The following is a 17914-nucleotide window of genomic DNA, read 5'->3' as shown; positions in this document are numbered from 1 at the left end:
CGCATTCAGCGACCGACGTCCACGAAGGGAACGCACATGGCACGCATCGCCGTCATCGGAGGCACCGGCTACGCCGGCTCGAACATCGTCGCAGAGGCGGTGTCGCGCGGTCACTCGGTGGTGTCGATCGCTCGAACCGTTCCCGCCGAGCGCGTCGAGGGCGCGGTGTACCTCGAGGGCAACATCCTCGACGTCCCCGGCCTCCTCACGCAGATCGGCGAGGCCGATGTCGTCATCCAGGCACTCTCGCCGCGCGGCGACATGGTCGGCAAGGTACGCCCCGCGACGGCGGAGCTGTTCGCAGCGCTCCCCGAGAACGTGCGTCTCGGGGTGGTCGGCGGCGCCGGAGGCAGCCTGGTCTCCCCTGACGGGCCCCGCCTGGTGGATGCAGGCTTCCCCGACGAGTTCAAGGCCGAGGCGCTCGAGGCCATCGGCGTACTCGAGGACCTGCAGGCCGACACGAGCGGGCGCGACTGGTTCTTCGTCCACCCGGCCGGCGGCTTCGGCAACTGGGCGCCGGGGGAGCGCACCGGCACGTACCGGGACGGCGGACCCGTTCTGGTCTCCGACGAGAAGGGCGAATCGTTCATCTCGGGCCCGGACCTCGGCGTCGCGTTCGTCGACGAGATCGAGAACCCCCAGCACCACCGCGAGAACTTCGCCGTCGGCTACTGATCCCTGGCCCCTCGGGCTCGAGAGTCAGACCAGGTCGCGCCAGTCGACCGCTTCCTCCTCGTCGGTCACCGGCACGGCGCCGGTGACCACGGGGAGGGACACCGTCTCCGTCGGCGGGCCCATGATGGTGGCCTCGTCGCGACGGTGACGCAGCACGTCGTTGATGTACGAGGTCAGAACCTCGGCCAGCGGCACTGATCGGCCGTTCGCCTGCGAGAGATACCAGCGGTGCTCCAGCACCTGGTGGAACACCTCGGCGGGCTCGAGCTTCGCGCGGAGCTCGTAGGGGATGGCGCGCACGACCGGCTCGAACACGCGGGTGAGCCACTCATGCGCGTACATCTCCTCGTCGGCCCACTCCTTCGTCGAGCGGGCGCGGAACTCGTCGAGGTCGTTGAGCAGGCGTCGTGCCTGGTTCTCCTCGACATCGAGGCCGGTGAGGCGGATGAGACGGCGCTGGTGGTGCCCGGCGTCGACCACCTTCGGCTGGATCTCGACGACCGTGCCGTCGGCGGTCGTGGCCATCGACATCTCGTCGATGTCGAAGCCCAGGGCGTTGAGCCGCTCGACGCGCTCGGTGATGCGCCACGTCTCGTTGGCCGAGAAGGACTCCTCGGCCGTCAGTGCAGCCCACAGCGAGTGGTAAGAGGACACGATGCCGTCGGCGATCGCGACGGCGTCGACACCGTGCTCCAGGCGTCCGCCCGCAGCGAGGTCCATGATCTCCCCGGCGATGTTCGTCCGCGCGAGGTCCAGGTCGTAGAGGCGCTGCCCCTCGGTGAGACCCTCCTCGTGCAGCTCTCCGGTCTCGGCGTCCACCAGGTAGGCGGCGAACGCACCGGCGTCGCGACGGAAGAGCGTGTTCGACAGCGACACATCGCCCCAGTAGAAGCCGACGTTGTGCAGCCGCACGAGCAGGAGAGCGAGGGCGTCGACGAGGCGGGTGGCGGTGTCGGGCCGAAGCACGCGCGTGAACAGTGCGCGGTACGGCATCGAGAACCTCAGGTGCGAGGTGACCAGGACCGCTGGAAGATGCGCGCCCCCGGCATCCGTTCGCCCGGCGATGACCGCGACGCGCTCGACGCACGGCACAGCGAGCCTGGCGAGGTTGCCGAGCATGTCGTACTCGCGCTGGGCCATCTCGGCCGTGGTCTCCTTGACCGCGACGACACGGCCGGACAGATCGGCGAAACGCACCAGGTGGCGGGAGAGTCCCTTGGGCAGTGAGACGATCCGCTCCGATGGCCACTTGGCGAGCGGAGTCGACCAGGGCAGGGCGAGGAGTTCAGGGTCGACCTTGCTGGCGGTGATGCGCAGGGCGTTCTGCATGTTGACCTCCCTGGATGACGCGGCCGGGAAACGACGCGGCGCGGGTGACCGTGAGGTCAGCCCGCGCCGCGTGTGTGGCGAACCTACGAGGCCGAGACGACCGGCTTGTCGTTGAGGCGCTCGCCCGACTCGATGTCGAACGCGTGCACGTGGCCGGCGTTGGCGGCCAGCGTGACGGTCTCGCCGGCGTTCGGGTGGCTGCGGCCGTCGACGCGAGCGACGATGTCGGTGCGCTTGCCGTTGATGTCGGTGTGGCCGTAGAGGTAGCCGTCGGCACCGAGCTCCTCGACGAGGTCGACGGTGACCGAGAGGCCCTTGCCGTCGGCCGGGCCGACGGTGATGTCCTCGGGGCGAACACCCACGGTGACCTGCGAGCCGTTCGCGCGGCCGACGGTGTCGCGGTCCAGCGGCACGACCTCGGTGCCGAACTGCACGCCTCCCTCAGCGAGGTCTGCGGCGAACAGGTTCATGGCGGGCGAGCCGATGAAGCCGGCGACGAACACGTTCTCGGGCTTCTCGTACAGGTCGCGCGGGGTGCCGACCTGCTGCAGGAGACCGTCCTTGAGAACCGCGATGCGGTCACCCATCGTCAGTGCCTCGGTCTGGTCGTGGGTGACGTAGACCGTGGTGACGCCGAGGCGACGCTGCAGCGAGGCGATCTGCGTACGGGTCTGGACGCGGAGCTTTGCGTCGAGGTTCGACAGCGGCTCGTCCATGAGGAACACCTGCGGCTGGCGGACGATCGCGCGGCCCATCGCGACGCGCTGACGCTGACCACCCGAGAGCGCCTTCGGCTTGCGGGTCAGGTACTCCTCGAGGTCGAGGAGCTTGGCTGCCTCGAGAACGCGAGCGGCGCGCTCCTCCTTGCCGACACCGGCGATCTTGAGCGCGAAGCCCATGTTCTCGGCGACGGTCATGTGCGGGTACAGCGCGTAGTTCTGGAAGACCATCGCGATGTCGCGATCCTTCGGGGGCACATCGGTGACGTCGCGGTCACCGATGAGGATGCGTCCCTCGTTGACCTCTTCGAGGCCGGCGAGCATGCGCAGCGAGGTGGACTTACCGCAACCGGAGGGGCCGACCAGGACGAGGAACTCGCCGTCAGCGACTTCGAGGTTGAGCTTGTCGACAGCCGGGCGGGTTCCGCCTGGGTACAGCCGCGTGGCGCTGTCGAAAGTTACCGATGCCATTGTTTTCTCCTTCACCGGCAGGTACGTGCCGGACGATCCGTTGTGATGGAAGCGGCGAGGTGACCCGCCGTGGCCCGCCATCGGGCCGGTTTCAGTATGGCACGGGGCGGCCCCACCTGGGTATTTCCCAGCCTGGCTCGATACCATCGAAGACGGTCCGGTCAGGCATGCAGATCGCGTGTTCGGCGGATGCCGGGGAACCCGTCCCCGATCAGATCTTCAAGAGGAACGATGTCGAGCGACGAAACGCCGAACGTCCCCACCCCTCGCAATTCCCGTGAGGCGGTCAGGGAGAAGGCCCAGCAGATGCACGCGAAGCAGTCGCGCGCGCGCATCATGCGACGCATCATCATCGGCGCTGTCGCGATCGTGGCAGTCGGCGCCATCGGCACCGCCGTCACCATGGCAGTGACCTCGAGCGTGTCCAAGCCGGTCATGAACCCGCAGGGCCTCGAAGGCGACGGCATCGTCGTCGGCAGCGTTTCGGACACAGTCGCCGAGAGCGTGCCGAGCACTCCTGCTCCGGAGGAGTCCGGTGCCGGCGAGGAGAGCGCAGCGCCGACGCCGACGCCCGTGCCGACGACCGCTCCTGTCGACGTGCACATCTACGTCGACTACCTCTCACCGGGCGCAGGAGAATTCGAGCGCGCGAACACGCGCCAGCTCGCCGGCTGGATCAACGAGGACGCGGTCACCGTGACCTACCACCCGGTCGCGATGCTCACGGCCAGCTCGAACGGCACGAAGTACTCGCTGCGCGCCGCAGCGGCCGCCGCGTGCGTCGCAACGCACTCGCCCGACCAGTTCTACGCCTTCAACCACGAGCTGCTCGTCGACCAGCCGGAGGTCGACAGCAGCGGGCGCACCGACGTCGAGCTCGCGGACCTCGCCGTCGCCGTCGGCGCTCAGACGCCCAAGGCGGTGCGCTCCTGCATCGAGGACCAGGACTTCCTCACGTGGGCCAAGGAAGCGACATCCCGCGCACTCGAGGGCCCGCTGGACGGTTCGGACGACCTCGTCCTCACCAGCGCGCCGATGATCGTCGTGAACGGCGAAGCCTATGTCGGATCGCTCAAGGACCCGGCGGAGTTCTCGCAGTTCGTTCTCACGGTCGCGGCCGAGACCGATTCGACCGCGACGCCGACTCCGACTCCGACCGCAACCGAGACGCCGGCCCCCTAGTCTCAGAGCGTCCTGGTTTCAGACTCGCGCGTCCTGCTCGCTAAGCTGGACGGCGTTCGCCGACTTAGCTCAGCTGGTAGAGCACCTGTCTTGTAAACAGGATGTCACGGGTTCGAATCCCGTAGTCGGCTCCACAGAATCACCGAGAGTTCGACGCGTCACTGCGCGCTGTTCGGCCTGCGGCCCCTGCGGGGGCGGTTGTGCCACGCGTCGATGGCCTCCGGCGTGAGATCGTCGCGATCCCACAGATACCCGGACACGTTGCCGATCGGATCGATGAACGCGTCGCTCGCGGACGACGCCTCACCGGCATCCCGCCGTCGCATCGTCTGGCGCAGTGACACCGGCGTCACGCCGAGCAACTCGGCGACCTCGTCGATCGTCGCGTAGCGCGCCGCGAAACGGGGCTCTGCCGTGCCGTCGCGCAGTGCGCGCGGGCGCGGTTTGTCGTCCTCGGAACCCATGAGCCCACGATAGTCGACGACTAGCATGGCGCCATGGTCCTAGAACCCCCTGGCGATGCCGCAGGCCGACTCGACGTGCCGGGGACCTACAACTTCCGCGAGGTGGCTCCAGGGGTGCTGGCGTCCGGTCGGCTGTACCGCTCCGACGCGCTTCACCGTCTCGACAAGGCCGGCCGGCGGCGCATCGGCGAACTCGGCATCCGCACGGTGCTCGACCTGCGGTCGGCGATCGATCGGCGTCTCGGCGGCCGCGACAGGCTGCGCGGCACGGGTGCGATCCGCGTGAGCGTTCCGATCGACGGGACGCCGCGCGCTGTGGACCTCGCCACCATCACGCTCGCCGACGTCTACCGGGCCATCCTCACCCGCCACCAGCCGATCCTCGGCCGGATCATCCGCGAGATCGCGGCATCCGACGGCCCGGTTCTCGTGCACTGCACGGCGGGCAAGGATCGCACCGGCCTGATCGTCGCACTCACGCTCGCGGCGCTCGACATCGACCGCCGCGTCATCCTCGCGGATTACGCGGCGACCGCGGCCAACCTGGCGGGGGAGTGGACCGAGCGGATGCTGCGCAAGGTGCGACGCTTCCGGGTGCCTGTGACCGACGAGATCGTCGCTGTGCTCACCGGCTCGCCGGCCGAGGTTCTCGATGAGACGCTCGACTGGATCGACAGCGAGTACGGCGGCATGAGCGCGTACCTGGACGGCGCGGGGGTGGATTCTTCCACCAGGGCGGCGCTGCGGGCGAAGCTGCTGCCGCCCGCCTAGCGGTCGGACGCTCGTGGCGCCACGCTGATCCGCTCCGCCATCTCGGCCGATGCCGCCAGCGCCTCGTCGATGAGTTCTCGTCCCGGCTCTGCGGTGAGCCAGTCAGCGCTCATCTCTGCGGGGATGAGCACGGGCATCCGGTCGTGGACCTCTGCCAGGTGATCAGGAGCCGGGGCCATCACGATCGAATAGCAGGTGACCCAGTCCCCGCCGGGAGTGCGTCCGCGCTGCGTGACGGCCGCCATGCCGAACAGCACGCCGTCGTCGAGGGTGAACTCGTTCCACACCCGCTCCGGCTTGCGCATCTCGAACCACCCGGTCGTCGGGACGATCGCGCGGGTGCGCAGATTGCCCGGCCGATCCTGGAGGCGCTCCGAGCGGGTGTTGATCGAGGGGAACCGTGAGGGCTGGCCGTCGATCAAGTACCCCCACCACGCCGGCTCGAGCGCGGCTCGGCCGCTGCCGGGAACCACGACCGGGTTCAGGTTGCGCAGGTTCTTGCCGGTGGGCCGCAGGGTCTCGCCGTCGTTCTGCTGCGCCCACTCGCGCAGACCCTCGAGGATGTCGGCGTCGGCTTCGGCCAGCAGCTCGGCGTCGGTGAAGCGGGGATCGAGTCCATAGCTCGCGCACATGCCGTCAGCGTACCGCCGGCCACCGACACGGAACTCGCGCGCATGCTCGGGTAGGGTGCTCTGGTGCCCCAGACGTCCCGCCGCATGCCCGCCTCTGTCGCGCTCGGCGGTGCGGTGTCGATCGGTGCGATGACCGCGATCCAGGCGCGCATCAACGGCGTTCTCGGAGTCCGCCTGGACGATGGCATCGTCGCGGGTCTCGTCTCCTTCAGCGTCGGGCTCGTCGTTCTCATCATCGTGACGATCGCGCTGCCGACCTCACGTGCCGGAGCCGCACGGCTGTGGCGAGGAGTCCGCTCTCGACACGTGCCGATCTGGATGCTGCTCGGCGGCGTGTGCGGCGCGCTGACGGTCTCCACGCAGGGCCTCGCAGCCGGCGTCCTCGGCGTATCGCTGTTCACCGTCGGCGTCGTCGCGGGGCAGACGGTGAACGGGCTGCTCCTGGACCGCATCGGCGTCGGACCGGCCGGTGTGGTCGCGGTGACACCCGGTCGGGTGCTCGGCGGCGTCTTCGCGCTCGCCGCCGTCGGGATCTCGCTCAGCGGCGACGCGCTCACGCGGGCGCCCTGGTGGCTGCTGGTGCTGCCGTTCGCCGCCGGGGTCGGCATCGCCTGGCAGTCCGCGGCGAACGGGCGTCTGGCTCAACGGGTGCAGTCGCCGATGACGGCCACCCTGATGAGCTTCGTCGGCGGGACGCTCGTGCTCGCCGTCGCGGCATCCATCAGCGTCGCCGTGAACGGGATGCCGGCCGCCCTGCCGAACGAGCCCTGGCTGTACACGGGCGGGCTGCTCGGATTCGCGTACATCCTGCTCGGTGCGACGATCGTCGCTCACACCGGGGTGCTGCTGCTCGGGCTCGGCTCAGTGCTCGGACAGCTGGTCACATCCGTCATCATCGATCTGCTCTGGCCCGCAGCAGCCGTGCCTGCGCTCTGGCAGCTGCTGGCCATGGTGGCCGTGGCGGTGGCATCCGTCGTCGTGGCGGTGCCGTGGCGCCGACGTCGGTGACTACTGCTTCTTCGACGGCATCCGCGAGATGAACGCCTCGGCGTCGACGGACTTGCGCCTGCCTGGCTTCCGGTCGGCGGGTTTCTCGCCGACGTAGAGCCAGCCCAGCAGCTCTTCGTTCTTCTTCAGCCCGTGAGCTTTCGCGACGGGCTTCGAGCGCGTATACCCGCCCGTGCGCCAGAAGACGCCCCAGCCAGCCTCGTCCAGCAGCAGGCTGAGTGTGTGCGCGACCCCGGCCGCCACCGCCTCCTGCTCCCAGTGCGGCACCTTGGAGCTCTTCTGGAAGCTGGCCACCACCGCGATCAGAACCGGCGCGCGCATCGGCTTCGACGACGGATGCCGGTCTTTGTCGGCCTTCGCGATCGCCTTGCCGAGCCGCACACGGTCATCGCCGCGCAGCTCGATCAGCCGCCACGGCCGCAGCGAGGAATGGTCGGCGACGCGTCCTGCCGCGGCGACGAGGCGAACCAGTTCTTCGTGCGTCGGCCCGTCGCCGGTGACCTTCGACCACGACTGCCGCGCGAGCGCGGCCTCATAGGCGCTCACGCCTCGGGGGCCTCGGGGGTGAAGTTCAGGGCCAGCGAGTTCATGCAGTAGCGGTCACCGGTCGGGGTTCCGAAGCCGTCGGGGAAGACGTGGCCGAGGTGCGAGCCGCAGTTCGCGCAGCGGACCTCGGTGCGCTGCATGCCGAGGGTGTTGTCCTCGAGCAGCTGCACGGCGTCAGGACGGATCGACTCGTAGAAGCTCGGCCAGCCGCAGCCGGAGTCGAACTTCGTCCCGCTCTTGAACAGCTCGGTGCCGCACGCGCCGCAGGTGTACAGCCCTGCACGCGATTCGTCCAGCAGCTCGCCCGTCCAGGCGCGCTCGGTCGCAGCCTCGCGCAGCACTGCGAACTGCTCGTCGCCGAGCTCCTCGCGCCACTCGTCGTCGGTCTTCTTCACGCTGTAGTCCATCAGTCCTCCTGAGTCCTCTCCATTGTCCACCGTGCACAGGGCACGCGGGCCATCATGACGAGAGGTGACAATGGACGCATGACGGATGCTGTGCGCGAGCGCTACGAGCGATTCGCCCGCGAGGAGGCACCAGGGCGTTCAGAGCTGTACGAGGAGTGGGCGCAGGGTGCGGCATCCGATCCGGATGTCCGCCGCGTCCTCGCTCGCATCCCTGAGACGCGCAGGCAGCCCCCGCTCGTCTTCGCGGTGACGCGGATGCTGGGTGCGCCGCTCGACGGATTCTCCACCTGGCGCGCCTTCCTGCTCGAGCACGAGGACGCGGTCGTCGCGGAGTGCGCCGCCCGCAGTGTGCAGACCAATGAGCCGCTGCGGCTCGCGCCGCTGCTCCCGGTGCTGTCCGAGATCGACGGGCCCATCGCGCTGCTCGAGATCGGCGCGTCCGGTGGGCTCTGCCTGTACCCCGACAGGTATTCGTACCGTTTCGTCGGCAGGGACGGCGCACTGCGCTCGAGTCTCGACCCTCCGGACGGCACTTCGGCTGTCGTGCTGACCAGCGAGGTCCGCGGGGCGATGCCCGAGGTCAGCATGCCGGAGATCGTCTGGAGAGCGGGAATCGATCTCGCGCCGCTCGATGCGCGGAGTCCGCGCGATCGCGCGTGGCTGCAGGGGCTCGTGTGGCCCGGGGAGCGCGGTCGGGAGGAGCGGATCGCAGCAGCGCTGGACGTCGTCGCGGCCGATCCTCCTAGGATGACTCAGGGCGACGCCCTCGACGTCGTCGCCGAGGTGGCGGCATCCGCGCCGCGGCACGCGACCCTCGTGATCACCACACCGGGTGTCCTCGCGCACATTCCGCGCGCGGCCAGGCTCGCGCTGATCGACCGTGTTCGCGCTCTGCCGGCGCGATGGATCACGATCGATGCTCCGACCCTGCACGCGGCGTGGGAGCCGCCGGTGGATGCTGCGGCGTGGCCGGGCTTCGTGGTCGCCCTCGACGGGGATGTGCGCGCGTCAGCGGACCCACTCGGACGATGGTGGGAGTGGCGCGCGGACGAGGCGGCATCTCGGACCTAGCCTGGAGCCATGCTCGGAGATCTCACCGATCGCGATCGCGCGATCCTCGCCCTGGAGGCCGCATGGCCGCGCCACGGCGGGACCAAGGAGGAGGTCATCCGCAGCACGCTCGGGATGAGCCCTGCGCGCTACTACCAGCTGCTGGGGCGTCTGATCGACACCGAGCAGGCGCTCGAGCACGACCCGCTTCTCGTCCGGCGCCTGCGGCGCCTGCGGGAGCATCGGGTCGACCAGCGCGTTGCGCGAATGCGCGGCTTCGCCGGGTAACATCGACGCGTGCCCCAGCCCGTGAGAGACCGCTTCGACGACGTCCCCCGTACCTCAGGTCGGGTAGGCGCGCATCGGGCCGAAGCTCCCGGCATGAACGGCTGGGCCGTGCTGCTGTGGTCGTTCGTAGCCGCTCTCATCCTGATCGTCGTCGGCATCTTCGCCACGCTCGTCGCGCAGCAGCGCATCACCCTGTTCCCGGTCGCCGAGGAATCGGTCGCTCCCGCACCGGAGGAGACAGGCGTGGTCGACATGACCTACTCGGTGCTCGTCCTGAACGCGACGCCGGAGGACGGGCTCGATGCGCAGGTGCGCGAGACCCTGATCAACGCGCAGTGGCCGGACGAGCTCATCAGCTACGGCGACGCCGGCACGCAGGACTTCGCCGAGACGACCGTGTACTACGTATCGGATGCCGAGCGCGAAGCCGCCCTCGGACTCGCCGATCTGATCGGCGGGGCGCTGGTCGATCAAAGCGATATCTACGCAGACCCGAACGACCCCGAGCAGAAGCAGCTCGTCGTCGTGGTGGGGCTGGACCGCTCGAGCGCGCAGCCGGAGTCCACGGAGACGCCCGCGGAGTAGACACCGCCTCGGCGGCTTGCACTCGATGGGGTCGAGTGCCAGAATGGCGTTAGCACTCTCTCACTCTGAGTGCTAAACCCAACGTCTACGTCCAGGAGGGACGACAAAACTCATGGCAAAGATCATCGCTTTCGATGAGGAGGCCCGCCGCGGCCTCGAGCGTGGCCTGAACATCCTCGCCGACGCTGTCAAGGTGACCCTCGGCCCGCGCGGTCGCAACGTCGTGCTCGAGAAGAAGTGGGGCGCCCCCACGATCACGAACGACGGTGTGTCGATCGCCAAGGAGATCGAGCTGGACGACCCGTACGAGAAGATCGGCGCGGAGCTCGTCAAGGAGGTCGCCAAGAAGACCGACGACGTCGCCGGCGACGGAACCACCACCGCGACCGTTCTCGCCCAGGCGCTCGTGCGCGAGGGCCTGCGCAACGTCGCAGCCGGTGCCGACCCGATCTCGCTCAAGCGCGGTATCGAGAAGGCTGTCGCCGCCATCACCGACGAGCTGCTCTCCAGCGCCAAGGAGATCGAGTCGAAGGAGCAGATCGCCGCTACCGCATCGATCTCCGCGGCCGACGCTGAGATCGGCGAGCTGATCGCCGAGGCCATCGACAAGGTCGGCAAGGAGGGCGTCGTCACCGTCGAGGAGTCGCAGACCTTCGGCACCGAGCTCGAGCTCACCGAGGGCATGCGCTTCGACAAGGGCTACCTGAACCCCTACTTCGTCACGGACCCCGACCGCCAGGAGGCCGTGTTCGAGGAGCCCTACATCCTCATCGCGAACTCGAAGATCTCGAACATCAAGGATCTTCTCCCCGTCGTCGACAAGGTGATCCAGGACGGCAAGGAGCTCGTCATCATCGCTGAGGACGTCGAGGGCGAAGCTCTCGCCACTCTCGTCCTCAACAAGATCCGCGGCATCTTCAAGTCGGCTGCGGTCAAGGCTCCCGGCTTCGGCGACCGTCGCAAGGCTCAGCTGCAGGACATCGCGATCCTCACCGGTGGTCAGGTCATCACCGAAGAGGTCGGCCTCAAGCTCGAGAACACCACGCTCGACCTGCTCGGCCGTGCGCGCAAGGTCATCATCACCAAGGATGAGACGACCATCGTCGAGGGTGCTGGCGAGTCCGACCAGATCGAGGGTCGCGTGACCCAGATCCGTCGCGAGATCGAGAACACCGACAGCGACTACGACCGCGAGAAGCTGCAGGAGCGTCTGGCCAAGCTCGCCGGCGGCGTCGCCGTCATCAAGGCGGGTGCAGCCACCGAGGTCGAGCTCAAGGAGCGCAAGCACCGCATCGAGGACGCCGTCCGCAACGCGAAGGCGGCCGTCGAGGAGGGCATCGTCGCCGGTGGTGGCGTCGCACTCATCCAGTCCGGCACCAAGGCGCTCGACGCTCTCGAGCTGACCGGTGACGAGGCGACCGGTGCGAACATCGTTCGCGTCGCCATCTCGGCTCCGCTGAAGCAGATCGCGATGAACGCCGGCCTCGAGCCGGGTGTCGTCGCCAACAAGGTCGCCGAGCTTCCGATCGGTGAGGGCCTCAACGCCGCCACCGGCGAGTACGTCGACATGTTCGGTGCGGGCATCATCGACCCGGCCAAGGTGACCCGCTCCGCCCTGCAGAACGCGGCATCGATCGCCGGTCTCTTCCTCACGACCGAGGCCGTCGTCGCCGACAAGCCCGAGAAGGTCGCGGCTCCGGCCGGCGACCCGACGGGTGGCATGGACTTCTGAGTCGCAGCCCTACTCAGGAACGCCCCGGCCTCACAGCCGGGGCGTTCCTGCGTTCCGGGGCGGGGTCACTGCCGGAACAGGCTCGCCGAGTACTGATCGGCGTCCGAGTACTGCGTCGCCGCAGACCCGAGGGCCGTGCCGATCGAATCGAGCACCTGCTCGACGTGCAGCTGGGCGGCAGCCCACTGATCACTGCACCCCTGGAACGCGGCGGACGCGGCACCGGTCCACGATGACTGCAACTGCGTCAGCTGGCCTTTGAGAGCCTGGGATTCACTTCGCAGACGTTCGATCGTGGCCCTGGTCGCACCGTTCGCGGCGAAGACCGCCTCGGTGTCGACGGTGTAGACGGACATGGGAACTCCTCTCGTCGGGCTTCACACGCTAGAAGAGCGCGTGAACGCGCGAGAGCCGGGGAAGCGGCATCCGTGGAGGAACCCAGCGGAGGAGACGAAGTGCAGAGCGGGTCAGGCGCCGTCCAGATCGACCCGCTCCAGGGGCTGCGTGTCCTCGAGCAGGTGTTCGGGCGTCGCCTGCGACGGGGCGAGCGGCAGGGTCACCGTGAAGGTGGCGCCGCCGCCGGATGTCTCGTCGACCCGGACGCTCCCGCCCAGCGCGGAGACGATCGACGCGACGATCGCCAGGCCCAGGCCCGAGCCGCCGGTCTCCCGCGCACGGGAGGTGTCCGCGCGCCAGAAGCGCTCGAAGATCTGCTCGCGGATCTGAGGGGGGATGCCCTCGCCGTGGTCCACGATCGCGATGCTCGCCGTTCCCGCGGTGCGGTCCGAATCGACGACGAGCTCGATCGGGGCATCGTCCGGCGAGAACCGGCGTGCGTTGCCGAGCAGGTTGGCGACGACCTGGCGCACCTTGTTCTCCTCGCCGAGGACGATCGGAGGGGTGCGCACCGGCACGTCCTCCGCTTCGGTGAAGTCGATCTGCGGCATGGGCTCGCCGGCGCCCCGAGGGCGGCGACGCAGACGCGCCAGCGCTCCGGCACGCGGTTTCGTCACCGGGGGAGTGAGCTTCGGGAGCGTCGGGTGGCTGGGCGCCGGTGCAGAGGTCTTGGCATCCGCCGTCCTGTCGATCACCGTGATCGTCCGCCCGGGAGCCGCCGCACGCACATCCAGGGCGGCATCGCGGGCGAGCGGCCGCAGATCGAGCGGCCCGATCTGGAGCTCCGGTTCCTCATCCAGACGGGCGAGGTCGAGAAGATCCTCGACGAGCACGCCCATCCTGATCGCCTCCTTCTCGATGCGCTCCATCGCGCGCGCCGTGTCCTCCTCGCCGCGGATGGCCCCCATCCGGTACAGCTCCGCGTATCCGCGCACGCTGACCAGCGGGGTGCGCAGTTCGTGGCTCGCGTCGCCGATGAACCGTCGCATGTGCTGCACGGTGCGGTCGCGCTGAGCCAGGGAGCGGTCGATCCGGTCGAGCATCGTGTTGATGGCGAAGTTGAGCCGCCCCACCTCTGTGCTGGGCTCGAGGTCGGTGAGGCGCTGACTGAAGTCTCCTGAGGCGATCAGCATCGCGGTGGATTCGACCTGGCCGAGGCGACGGAACGTCAGGGTCACCAGGCCGCGGATGAGGAGGGCGGCGATGAGGATCGTCACCAGTGCCACCGTGGTGTAGATGCCGAAGTACTGGCCGATGATGCTGTCGACCTCGGCGAGCGGGAGTGCGACGAACTGCACGTACAGGGTGCCGTCGTTGCCCGGCACGACCGCGACAGCACCGCGGAACTCCTGTCCGTCGGCGCTGCGCAGCGGAATCATCTCGCCGTCGAGGGCGTGAGCCTGCTCGAGCGCGAGTGACGAGTAGAACGCCGGCGCCGACTCGTCCGTCGCTCCGCCCGCCCTGGCGAGGAAAGAGCCGTCGGCGGCGTAGACCGTGAAGGTGTAATCGGCGGCGCGCGGCGCGTTCTCCGAGGGGACGAGCTTCTGCTCGCCGTCGACCGTCTCGACGTCGAACCAGCGGCTGACGAGGTCGCTGGCCGCCAGCGACGGCAGCTGAGCCTCGATGTTGGTGATGAGGGAGTTGCGCAGCAGCGGCACGGTGCCGATACCGGCGACGACGAGGCCGAGGGCGAGGACGGCCACGGTGACACCGGTGACCTTGGCACGCAGACTGATGCGTCGCCACCAGCCGGTGACCGCGTCAGGCTTGTGCGCCATGCGCGCTCCCTTCGCGGACTACTTGCCCACCTTGAGCATGTAGCCGAAGCCGCGCTTGGTCTGGATGACGGACTCCTCGGTGTGCGGATCGATCTTGCGACGCAGGTACGAGATGTAGCTCTCCACGATGCCGGCATCGCCGTTGAAGTCGTACTCCCAGACGTGGTCGAGGATCTGCGCCTTGGACAGCACCCTGTTCGGGTTGAGCATGAGGTATCGCAGCAGCTTGAACTCCGTGGGGCTGAGCTCGATCGGCTCCTTGCCGACGAAGACATCATGGGTGTCCTGGTCCATCGACAGCTCGCCGGCGCGGATGATCGACTCTTCGTCGGCCTGCATGGTCCGCCGCAGGATCGCCTGCACGCGCGCGACGATCTCATCGAGCGCGAACGGCTTGGTGACGTAGTCGTCGCCCCCGGCGTTGAGGCCTTCGATCTTGTCCTGGGTGTCGTCCTTCGCCGTGAGGAAGAGGATGGGGGCGGTGAACCCGGCGCCGCGCAGGCGCTTGGTGACGCTGAATCCGTTCATGTCGGGCAGCATGACGTCGAGGATGATGAGGTCTGGTTCCTCCTCGAGCACCGCCGAGATCGTGGCGGCGCCATTGGCCACCGTCTTGACCTGATAGCCGGCGAAGCTCAGGCCGGTGGACAGCAGATCACGGATGTTCGGCTCGTCGTCGACGACCAGGATGCGCGCATCAGTCATGACCCCATTATGGTGACTTCAACCATGCGACGGCTGATTGTCTTGCGGAGCGCCCTGTTTGCCGCCCAGCGCCGCATCGACGGCCAGGCCGACGGACGCCACCAGCTCCGCGTCGCGGTCGACCGTCAGTCGGTGCAGGAGAAGCCCGTCGCAGGCGGCCATGAGAAACGTGGTGCGGGCCGCCGCCGCTTCGCCGCCGAGCGCGAACAGGATGCCGTTCGTCCACCGTTCGAATACCTCGCGCTGAATCGTCAAGGGGGCGACTGCGTCGGAGTCGGCCTCGAGGAACAGGGCGTACCGCGCCCGGGTGCGGGACGCGAATGGCCCTGACTGCGCCTCCATCATTCCGGTGAGGGCCGTGATGAGATCGTTCGCACTGCGGATCTCGGGGATCCGTGCGTCGGCGCGCTCGAGCTCCGCGATATGCGCGATGACTCCGGCCACAAGAGCCGCGCGTGTGCGGAAATGGTTGGACGTCGAGCCGCGGGGGAGGCCGGCCGCGGCATCCACTCGAGCGTGCGTCAGCGCGCGGACTCCGTCCGCGCCGACGACATCGACGGCTGCATCCAGGGCGCGCAGGCGGGTGCTCATCCAACGATTCTAAACGCGATCACTATGTTCCTAGTGACATAACACTATGAACGTAGTATTCTCGGTGCATGAACGGGAACCCCCCACTGCCGGAGGCGCCCGGGTTCGAGCACTCGGTCATCGAGACCCCCGGCCTGCGCACCCACATCGCGACCATCGGCCAAGGCGATCCGGTCGTGATGCTCCATGGCTTTCCGCAGCACTGGTGGGAGTGGCGGCACGTCGCTCCGATCGTCGCGGCGGCGGGCTATCGCGTCATCTGCCCTGACCTGCGCGGTTCGGGGTGGACCGAGGCCATCGACCCGCGCTTCGGACCCGAATCGCAGTTGAACGACGTCGTCGCGCTGCTCGATGCGCTCGGCATAGAGCGGGCGCATCTGCTGTGTCACGACATGGGCGCCATCTCCGGCATGCAGCTCGCGTACCGGCATCCCGAGCGGGTGCGCACCATCGTGCAGCTGTCGGTGCCGCCCGGGTTCATGGAGTTCACGCCGCGGGTGATGCCGGCGTTCGCGCACATGCCCAAGCTGCTCATGCACCGGGCCGGGGGCCCACTGGACTATCTGTTCGGGCCCCGCTACGCGGCGCGGCCACTGAGCGTCGAGACTCGGGACGGCTACCTGCGCGTGCAGGAGCGACCCGAGGTCACCAGGGCGGTCGCCGCGATGTACCGCGGGATGGTCATCCCCTTCTCGATGCGTCTCATGCGCGGGGTGTACAAACGGATGCGGCTGCACCCGGCCACGCTCGTCGTGTTCGGACGCCAGGACGGACCGTTCGCCGAGTCGACGGCCCGGCGCATCTGCCGAGAGCACGCCCGTCGTGCGGATCGCTTCGAGCTCGCCTTCGTCGATGACGCCGCGCACTTCATCGTCGACGACGCGCCGGATGCCGTGGCCGCGCTCGCTCTGGACTGGTTCGCGCGAGAAGGGGGTCAGGCCGCAGCGAGAGCGTCGGCGTCCAAGATCGTGTAGCTGTAGCCCTGCTCGGCCAGGAAGCGCTGGCGGTTCTGCGCGTAGTCCTGATCGACCGTGTCGCGCGCGATCAGCGTGTAGAAGCTGGCGGTGTGGCCGGACTCCTTGGGTCGCAGGAGGCGTCCGAGGCGCTGTGCCTCCTCCTGGCGCGATCCGAACGAGCCCGACACCTGGATCGCCACTGACGCCTCGGGAAGGTCGATGGAGAAGTTGGCGACCTTCGACACGACGAGCAGCTCGACCTCGCCCTCGCGGAACTGGCGGTACAGCTCTTCGCGCTCGTCGATCGGCGTCGCGCCGGTGATCTGCGGCGCGTTCAGCGCCTCGGAGAGCGTCTCGAGCTGGTCGAGATACTGTCCGATCACGAGAATGCGCTCGCCGGGATGCTTGGCGATCAGGTCGCGCACGGCGTCGACCTTCGCCGGAGCGGATGCCGCGAGGCGATACCGTTCGTCGTCGGTCGCCGCTGCGTACTCCAGTCGATCGTCCGCCGGCAGGTCGACGCGCACCTCGTAGCAGGCGGCGGGGGAGATGAAGCCCTGCGCCTCGATCTGCTTCCACGGTGCATCGAAGCGTTTGGGACCGATGAGGCTGAACACGTCGCCCTCGCGGCCGTCCTCTCGTACGAGGGTGGCGGTGAGGCCGATGCGCCGACGTGCCTGCAGGTCGGCGGTGAGCTTGAACACCGGCGCGGGCAGCAGATGCACCTCGTCGTAGACGATCAGACCCCAGTCCATCTCGTCCAGAAGGGACAGATGCGCGTACTCACCCTTCCGCTTGGCCGTCAGGATCTGGTACGTCGCGATCGTGACCGGCTTGACCTCCTTGGCCTGGCCGGAGTACTCGCCGATCTCCTCGGGCGTCAGCGATGTGCGCTTGAGCAGCTCGTCCCGCCACTGACGGGCGGAGACCGTGTTGGTCACGAGGATGAGCGTGGTCGTCTTGGTCGCGGCCATGGCGCCGGCACCCACGATCGTCTTCCCCGCACCGCAGGGGAGGACGACGACGCCGGAGCCGTCCTTGGAGAACGCGTCGACGGCATCCTGCTGATACGGCCGGATGTTCCAGCCGTCCTCGGCGAGTTCGATCTCGTGCGGGGTCCCCGGTGTGTAGCCGGCGAGGTCTTCCGCTGGCCAGCCGATCTTCAGCAGCTCCTGCTTGATCTGTCCGCGGGCCCACGCGTCGATGACGAACGTCTCGGCGGAGGGATGCCCGATCAGCAGCGGCTGGATGCGCTTGTTGTTCGCGACCTGGGTGAGCACCGCCGGGTCGGTGGAGCGCAGGATCAGCGTGCCTTCGTCGTCACGCTCGATGACCAGGCGGCCGTAGCGGTTGACCGTCTCCCGCAGATCGACAGAGACCGACGGCGGAACGGGGAAGCGCGACCAGCGGTCGAGCACCTCGAGCATGTCCTCGGCGGTGTGCCCGGCTGCGCGTGCGTTCCACAACCCGAGCCGCGTGATGCGGTACGTGTGGATGTGCTCTGGCGCGCGTTCGAGCTCGGCGAAGATCGCCAATTCGTGCCGGGCTGCCTCAGCATCCGCATGCGCGACTTCGAGGAGCACCGTGCGGTCGCTCTGGACGATCAGGGGGCCATCAGACATAGCTGTC

The 17914-nt window shown here is 68.5% G+C and carries 20 protein-coding genes and 1 tRNA gene; 10 read left to right on the top strand and 11 right to left on the bottom strand.

Translation table 11 applies throughout. From position 1 onward, the window contains the following. The first annotated feature begins 36 nt into the window (after positions 1-36). Complete coding sequence (locus LQZ87_RS11340; protein ID WP_230103580.1) at positions 37-675, top strand: NAD(P)H-binding protein; 639 nt, start codon at positions 37-39, stop codon at positions 673-675. A 24-nt stretch (positions 676-699) separates the two neighbouring features. Here the strand turns inward: LQZ87_RS11340 and LQZ87_RS11335 are convergent, their stop codons facing one another. Together LQZ87_RS11335 and ugpC are read right to left on the bottom strand one after the other, a co-directional pair. Beyond that, positions 700-2004 carry a DUF4032 domain-containing protein gene (locus LQZ87_RS11335; RefSeq protein ID WP_230103579.1) on the bottom strand — a complete coding sequence of 435 codons (1305 nt, stop codon included), beginning with the start codon at positions 2002-2004 and terminating at the stop codon, positions 700-702. Positions 2005-2087: 83 nt separating this feature from the next. Then, on the bottom strand, positions 2088-3194 hold the full coding sequence (gene ugpC, locus LQZ87_RS11330; RefSeq protein WP_230103578.1) for a sn-glycerol-3-phosphate ABC transporter ATP-binding protein UgpC: 1107 nt from the start codon (positions 3192-3194) through the stop codon (positions 2088-2090). Between the two features lie 231 nt (positions 3195-3425). On the opposite strand from ugpC, the gene LQZ87_RS11325 reads away from it, so the two are divergent. Next, positions 3426-4376 carry a thioredoxin domain-containing protein gene (locus LQZ87_RS11325; protein WP_230103577.1) on the top strand — a complete coding sequence of 317 codons (951 nt, stop codon included), beginning with the start codon at positions 3426-3428 and terminating at the stop codon, positions 4374-4376. A gap of 58 nt (positions 4377-4434) precedes the next feature. After that, positions 4435-4510: transfer RNA gene (locus LQZ87_RS11320), tRNA-Thr, on the top strand. 24 nt (positions 4511-4534) lie between these two features. Here the strand turns inward: LQZ87_RS11320 and LQZ87_RS11315 are convergent. Next, entirely contained in the window at positions 4535-4840 is a 306-nt protein-coding gene (locus LQZ87_RS11315) for a hypothetical protein (RefSeq protein ID WP_230103576.1), read from the bottom strand. A gap of 33 nt (positions 4841-4873) precedes the next feature. Here LQZ87_RS11315 and LQZ87_RS11310 point away from each other — a divergent pair, with 33 nt between their 5' ends. Then, positions 4874-5611, top strand: coding sequence for a tyrosine-protein phosphatase (locus LQZ87_RS11310; protein ID WP_230103575.1), 738 nt, complete (start codon positions 4874-4876; stop codon positions 5609-5611). Here the strand turns inward: LQZ87_RS11310 and LQZ87_RS11305 are convergent. Further along, positions 5608-6243 (bottom strand): SOS response-associated peptidase family protein, encoded by a 636-nt coding sequence (locus tag LQZ87_RS11305; RefSeq protein WP_230103574.1) that lies wholly within the window; start codon positions 6241-6243, stop codon positions 5608-5610. The two genes, LQZ87_RS11310 and LQZ87_RS11305, sit on opposite strands and share 4 nt — an antisense overlap. Before the next feature lie 84 nt (positions 6244-6327). Here LQZ87_RS11305 and LQZ87_RS11300 point away from each other — a divergent pair, with 84 nt between their 5' ends. Next, the gene (locus tag LQZ87_RS11300; RefSeq protein ID WP_230103676.1) at positions 6328-7251 is read left to right on the top strand and encodes a DMT family transporter; all 924 of its coding nucleotides are present in this window, start codon (positions 6328-6330) and stop codon (positions 7249-7251) included. Here the strand turns inward: LQZ87_RS11300 and LQZ87_RS11295 are convergent, their stop codons facing one another. Both LQZ87_RS11295 and msrB read right to left on the bottom strand, forming a co-directional pair. Beyond that, positions 7252-7797 carry a nitroreductase family protein gene (locus LQZ87_RS11295; RefSeq protein ID WP_230103573.1) on the bottom strand — a complete coding sequence of 182 codons (546 nt, stop codon included), beginning with the start codon at positions 7795-7797 and terminating at the stop codon, positions 7252-7254. Next, the gene (msrB, locus tag LQZ87_RS11290) at positions 7794-8204 is read right to left on the bottom strand and encodes a peptide-methionine (R)-S-oxide reductase MsrB (protein ID WP_230103572.1); all 411 of its coding nucleotides are present in this window, start codon (positions 8202-8204) and stop codon (positions 7794-7796) included. The genes LQZ87_RS11295 and msrB overlap by 4 nt, the downstream gene beginning before the upstream one ends. 78 nt (positions 8205-8282) lie before the next feature. Between msrB and LQZ87_RS11285 the strand changes: the two genes are divergently transcribed. The 4 genes from LQZ87_RS11285 (at position 8283) to groL (ending at position 11859) form a co-directional block, all read left to right on the top strand. Continuing rightward, positions 8283-9275, top strand: coding sequence for a DUF2332 domain-containing protein (locus LQZ87_RS11285; RefSeq protein WP_230103571.1), 993 nt, complete (start codon positions 8283-8285; stop codon positions 9273-9275). A gap of 9 nt (positions 9276-9284) precedes the next feature. Then, positions 9285-9542 carry a DUF3263 domain-containing protein gene (locus LQZ87_RS11280; protein WP_230103570.1) on the top strand — a complete coding sequence of 86 codons (258 nt, stop codon included), beginning with the start codon at positions 9285-9287 and terminating at the stop codon, positions 9540-9542. A gap of 93 nt (positions 9543-9635) precedes the next feature. Beyond that, positions 9636-10127 carry a LytR C-terminal domain-containing protein gene (locus LQZ87_RS11275; RefSeq protein WP_230103569.1) on the top strand — a complete coding sequence of 164 codons (492 nt, stop codon included), beginning with the start codon at positions 9636-9638 and terminating at the stop codon, positions 10125-10127. Between the two features lie 112 nt (positions 10128-10239). Further along, the gene (gene groL, locus LQZ87_RS11270) at positions 10240-11859 is read left to right on the top strand and encodes a chaperonin GroEL (RefSeq protein WP_230103568.1); all 1620 of its coding nucleotides are present in this window, start codon (positions 10240-10242) and stop codon (positions 11857-11859) included. A 65-nt stretch (positions 11860-11924) separates the two neighbouring features. Here the strand turns inward: groL and LQZ87_RS11265 are convergent, their stop codons facing one another. The 4 genes from LQZ87_RS11265 to LQZ87_RS11250 form a co-directional block, all read right to left on the bottom strand. Continuing rightward, the gene (locus tag LQZ87_RS11265; RefSeq protein ID WP_230103567.1) at positions 11925-12215 is read right to left on the bottom strand and encodes a WXG100 family type VII secretion target; all 291 of its coding nucleotides are present in this window, start codon (positions 12213-12215) and stop codon (positions 11925-11927) included. Positions 12216-12326: 111 nt separating this feature from the next. Then, the gene (locus LQZ87_RS11260) at positions 12327-14033 is read right to left on the bottom strand and encodes a HAMP domain-containing sensor histidine kinase (RefSeq protein WP_230103566.1); all 1707 of its coding nucleotides are present in this window, start codon (positions 14031-14033) and stop codon (positions 12327-12329) included. A gap of 18 nt (positions 14034-14051) precedes the next feature. After that, positions 14052-14738 carry a response regulator transcription factor gene (locus LQZ87_RS11255; RefSeq protein WP_230103565.1) on the bottom strand — a complete coding sequence of 229 codons (687 nt, stop codon included), beginning with the start codon at positions 14736-14738 and terminating at the stop codon, positions 14052-14054. An 18-nt stretch (positions 14739-14756) separates the two neighbouring features. Beyond that, complete coding sequence (locus LQZ87_RS11250; RefSeq protein ID WP_230103564.1) at positions 14757-15329, bottom strand: TetR family transcriptional regulator; 573 nt, start codon at positions 15327-15329, stop codon at positions 14757-14759. A 68-nt stretch (positions 15330-15397) separates the two neighbouring features. Between LQZ87_RS11250 and LQZ87_RS11245 the strand changes: the two genes are divergently transcribed. After that, positions 15398-16303 (top strand): alpha/beta hydrolase, encoded by a 906-nt coding sequence (locus tag LQZ87_RS11245; protein ID WP_230103563.1) that lies wholly within the window; start codon positions 15398-15400, stop codon positions 16301-16303. Here the strand turns inward: LQZ87_RS11245 and LQZ87_RS11240 are convergent. Next, positions 16264-17907, bottom strand: coding sequence for a DNA repair helicase XPB (locus LQZ87_RS11240; RefSeq protein WP_230103562.1), 1644 nt, complete (start codon positions 17905-17907; stop codon positions 16264-16266). The two genes, LQZ87_RS11245 and LQZ87_RS11240, sit on opposite strands and share 40 nt — an antisense overlap. Positions 17908-17914 lie beyond the last annotated feature (7 nt).

Source organism: Microbacterium sp. Bi121, from assembly GCF_918698005.1.
Lineage (GTDB): Bacteria > Actinomycetota > Actinomycetes > Actinomycetales > Microbacteriaceae > Microbacterium.
This window is presented reverse-complemented; position numbering and strand designations above follow the sequence as displayed.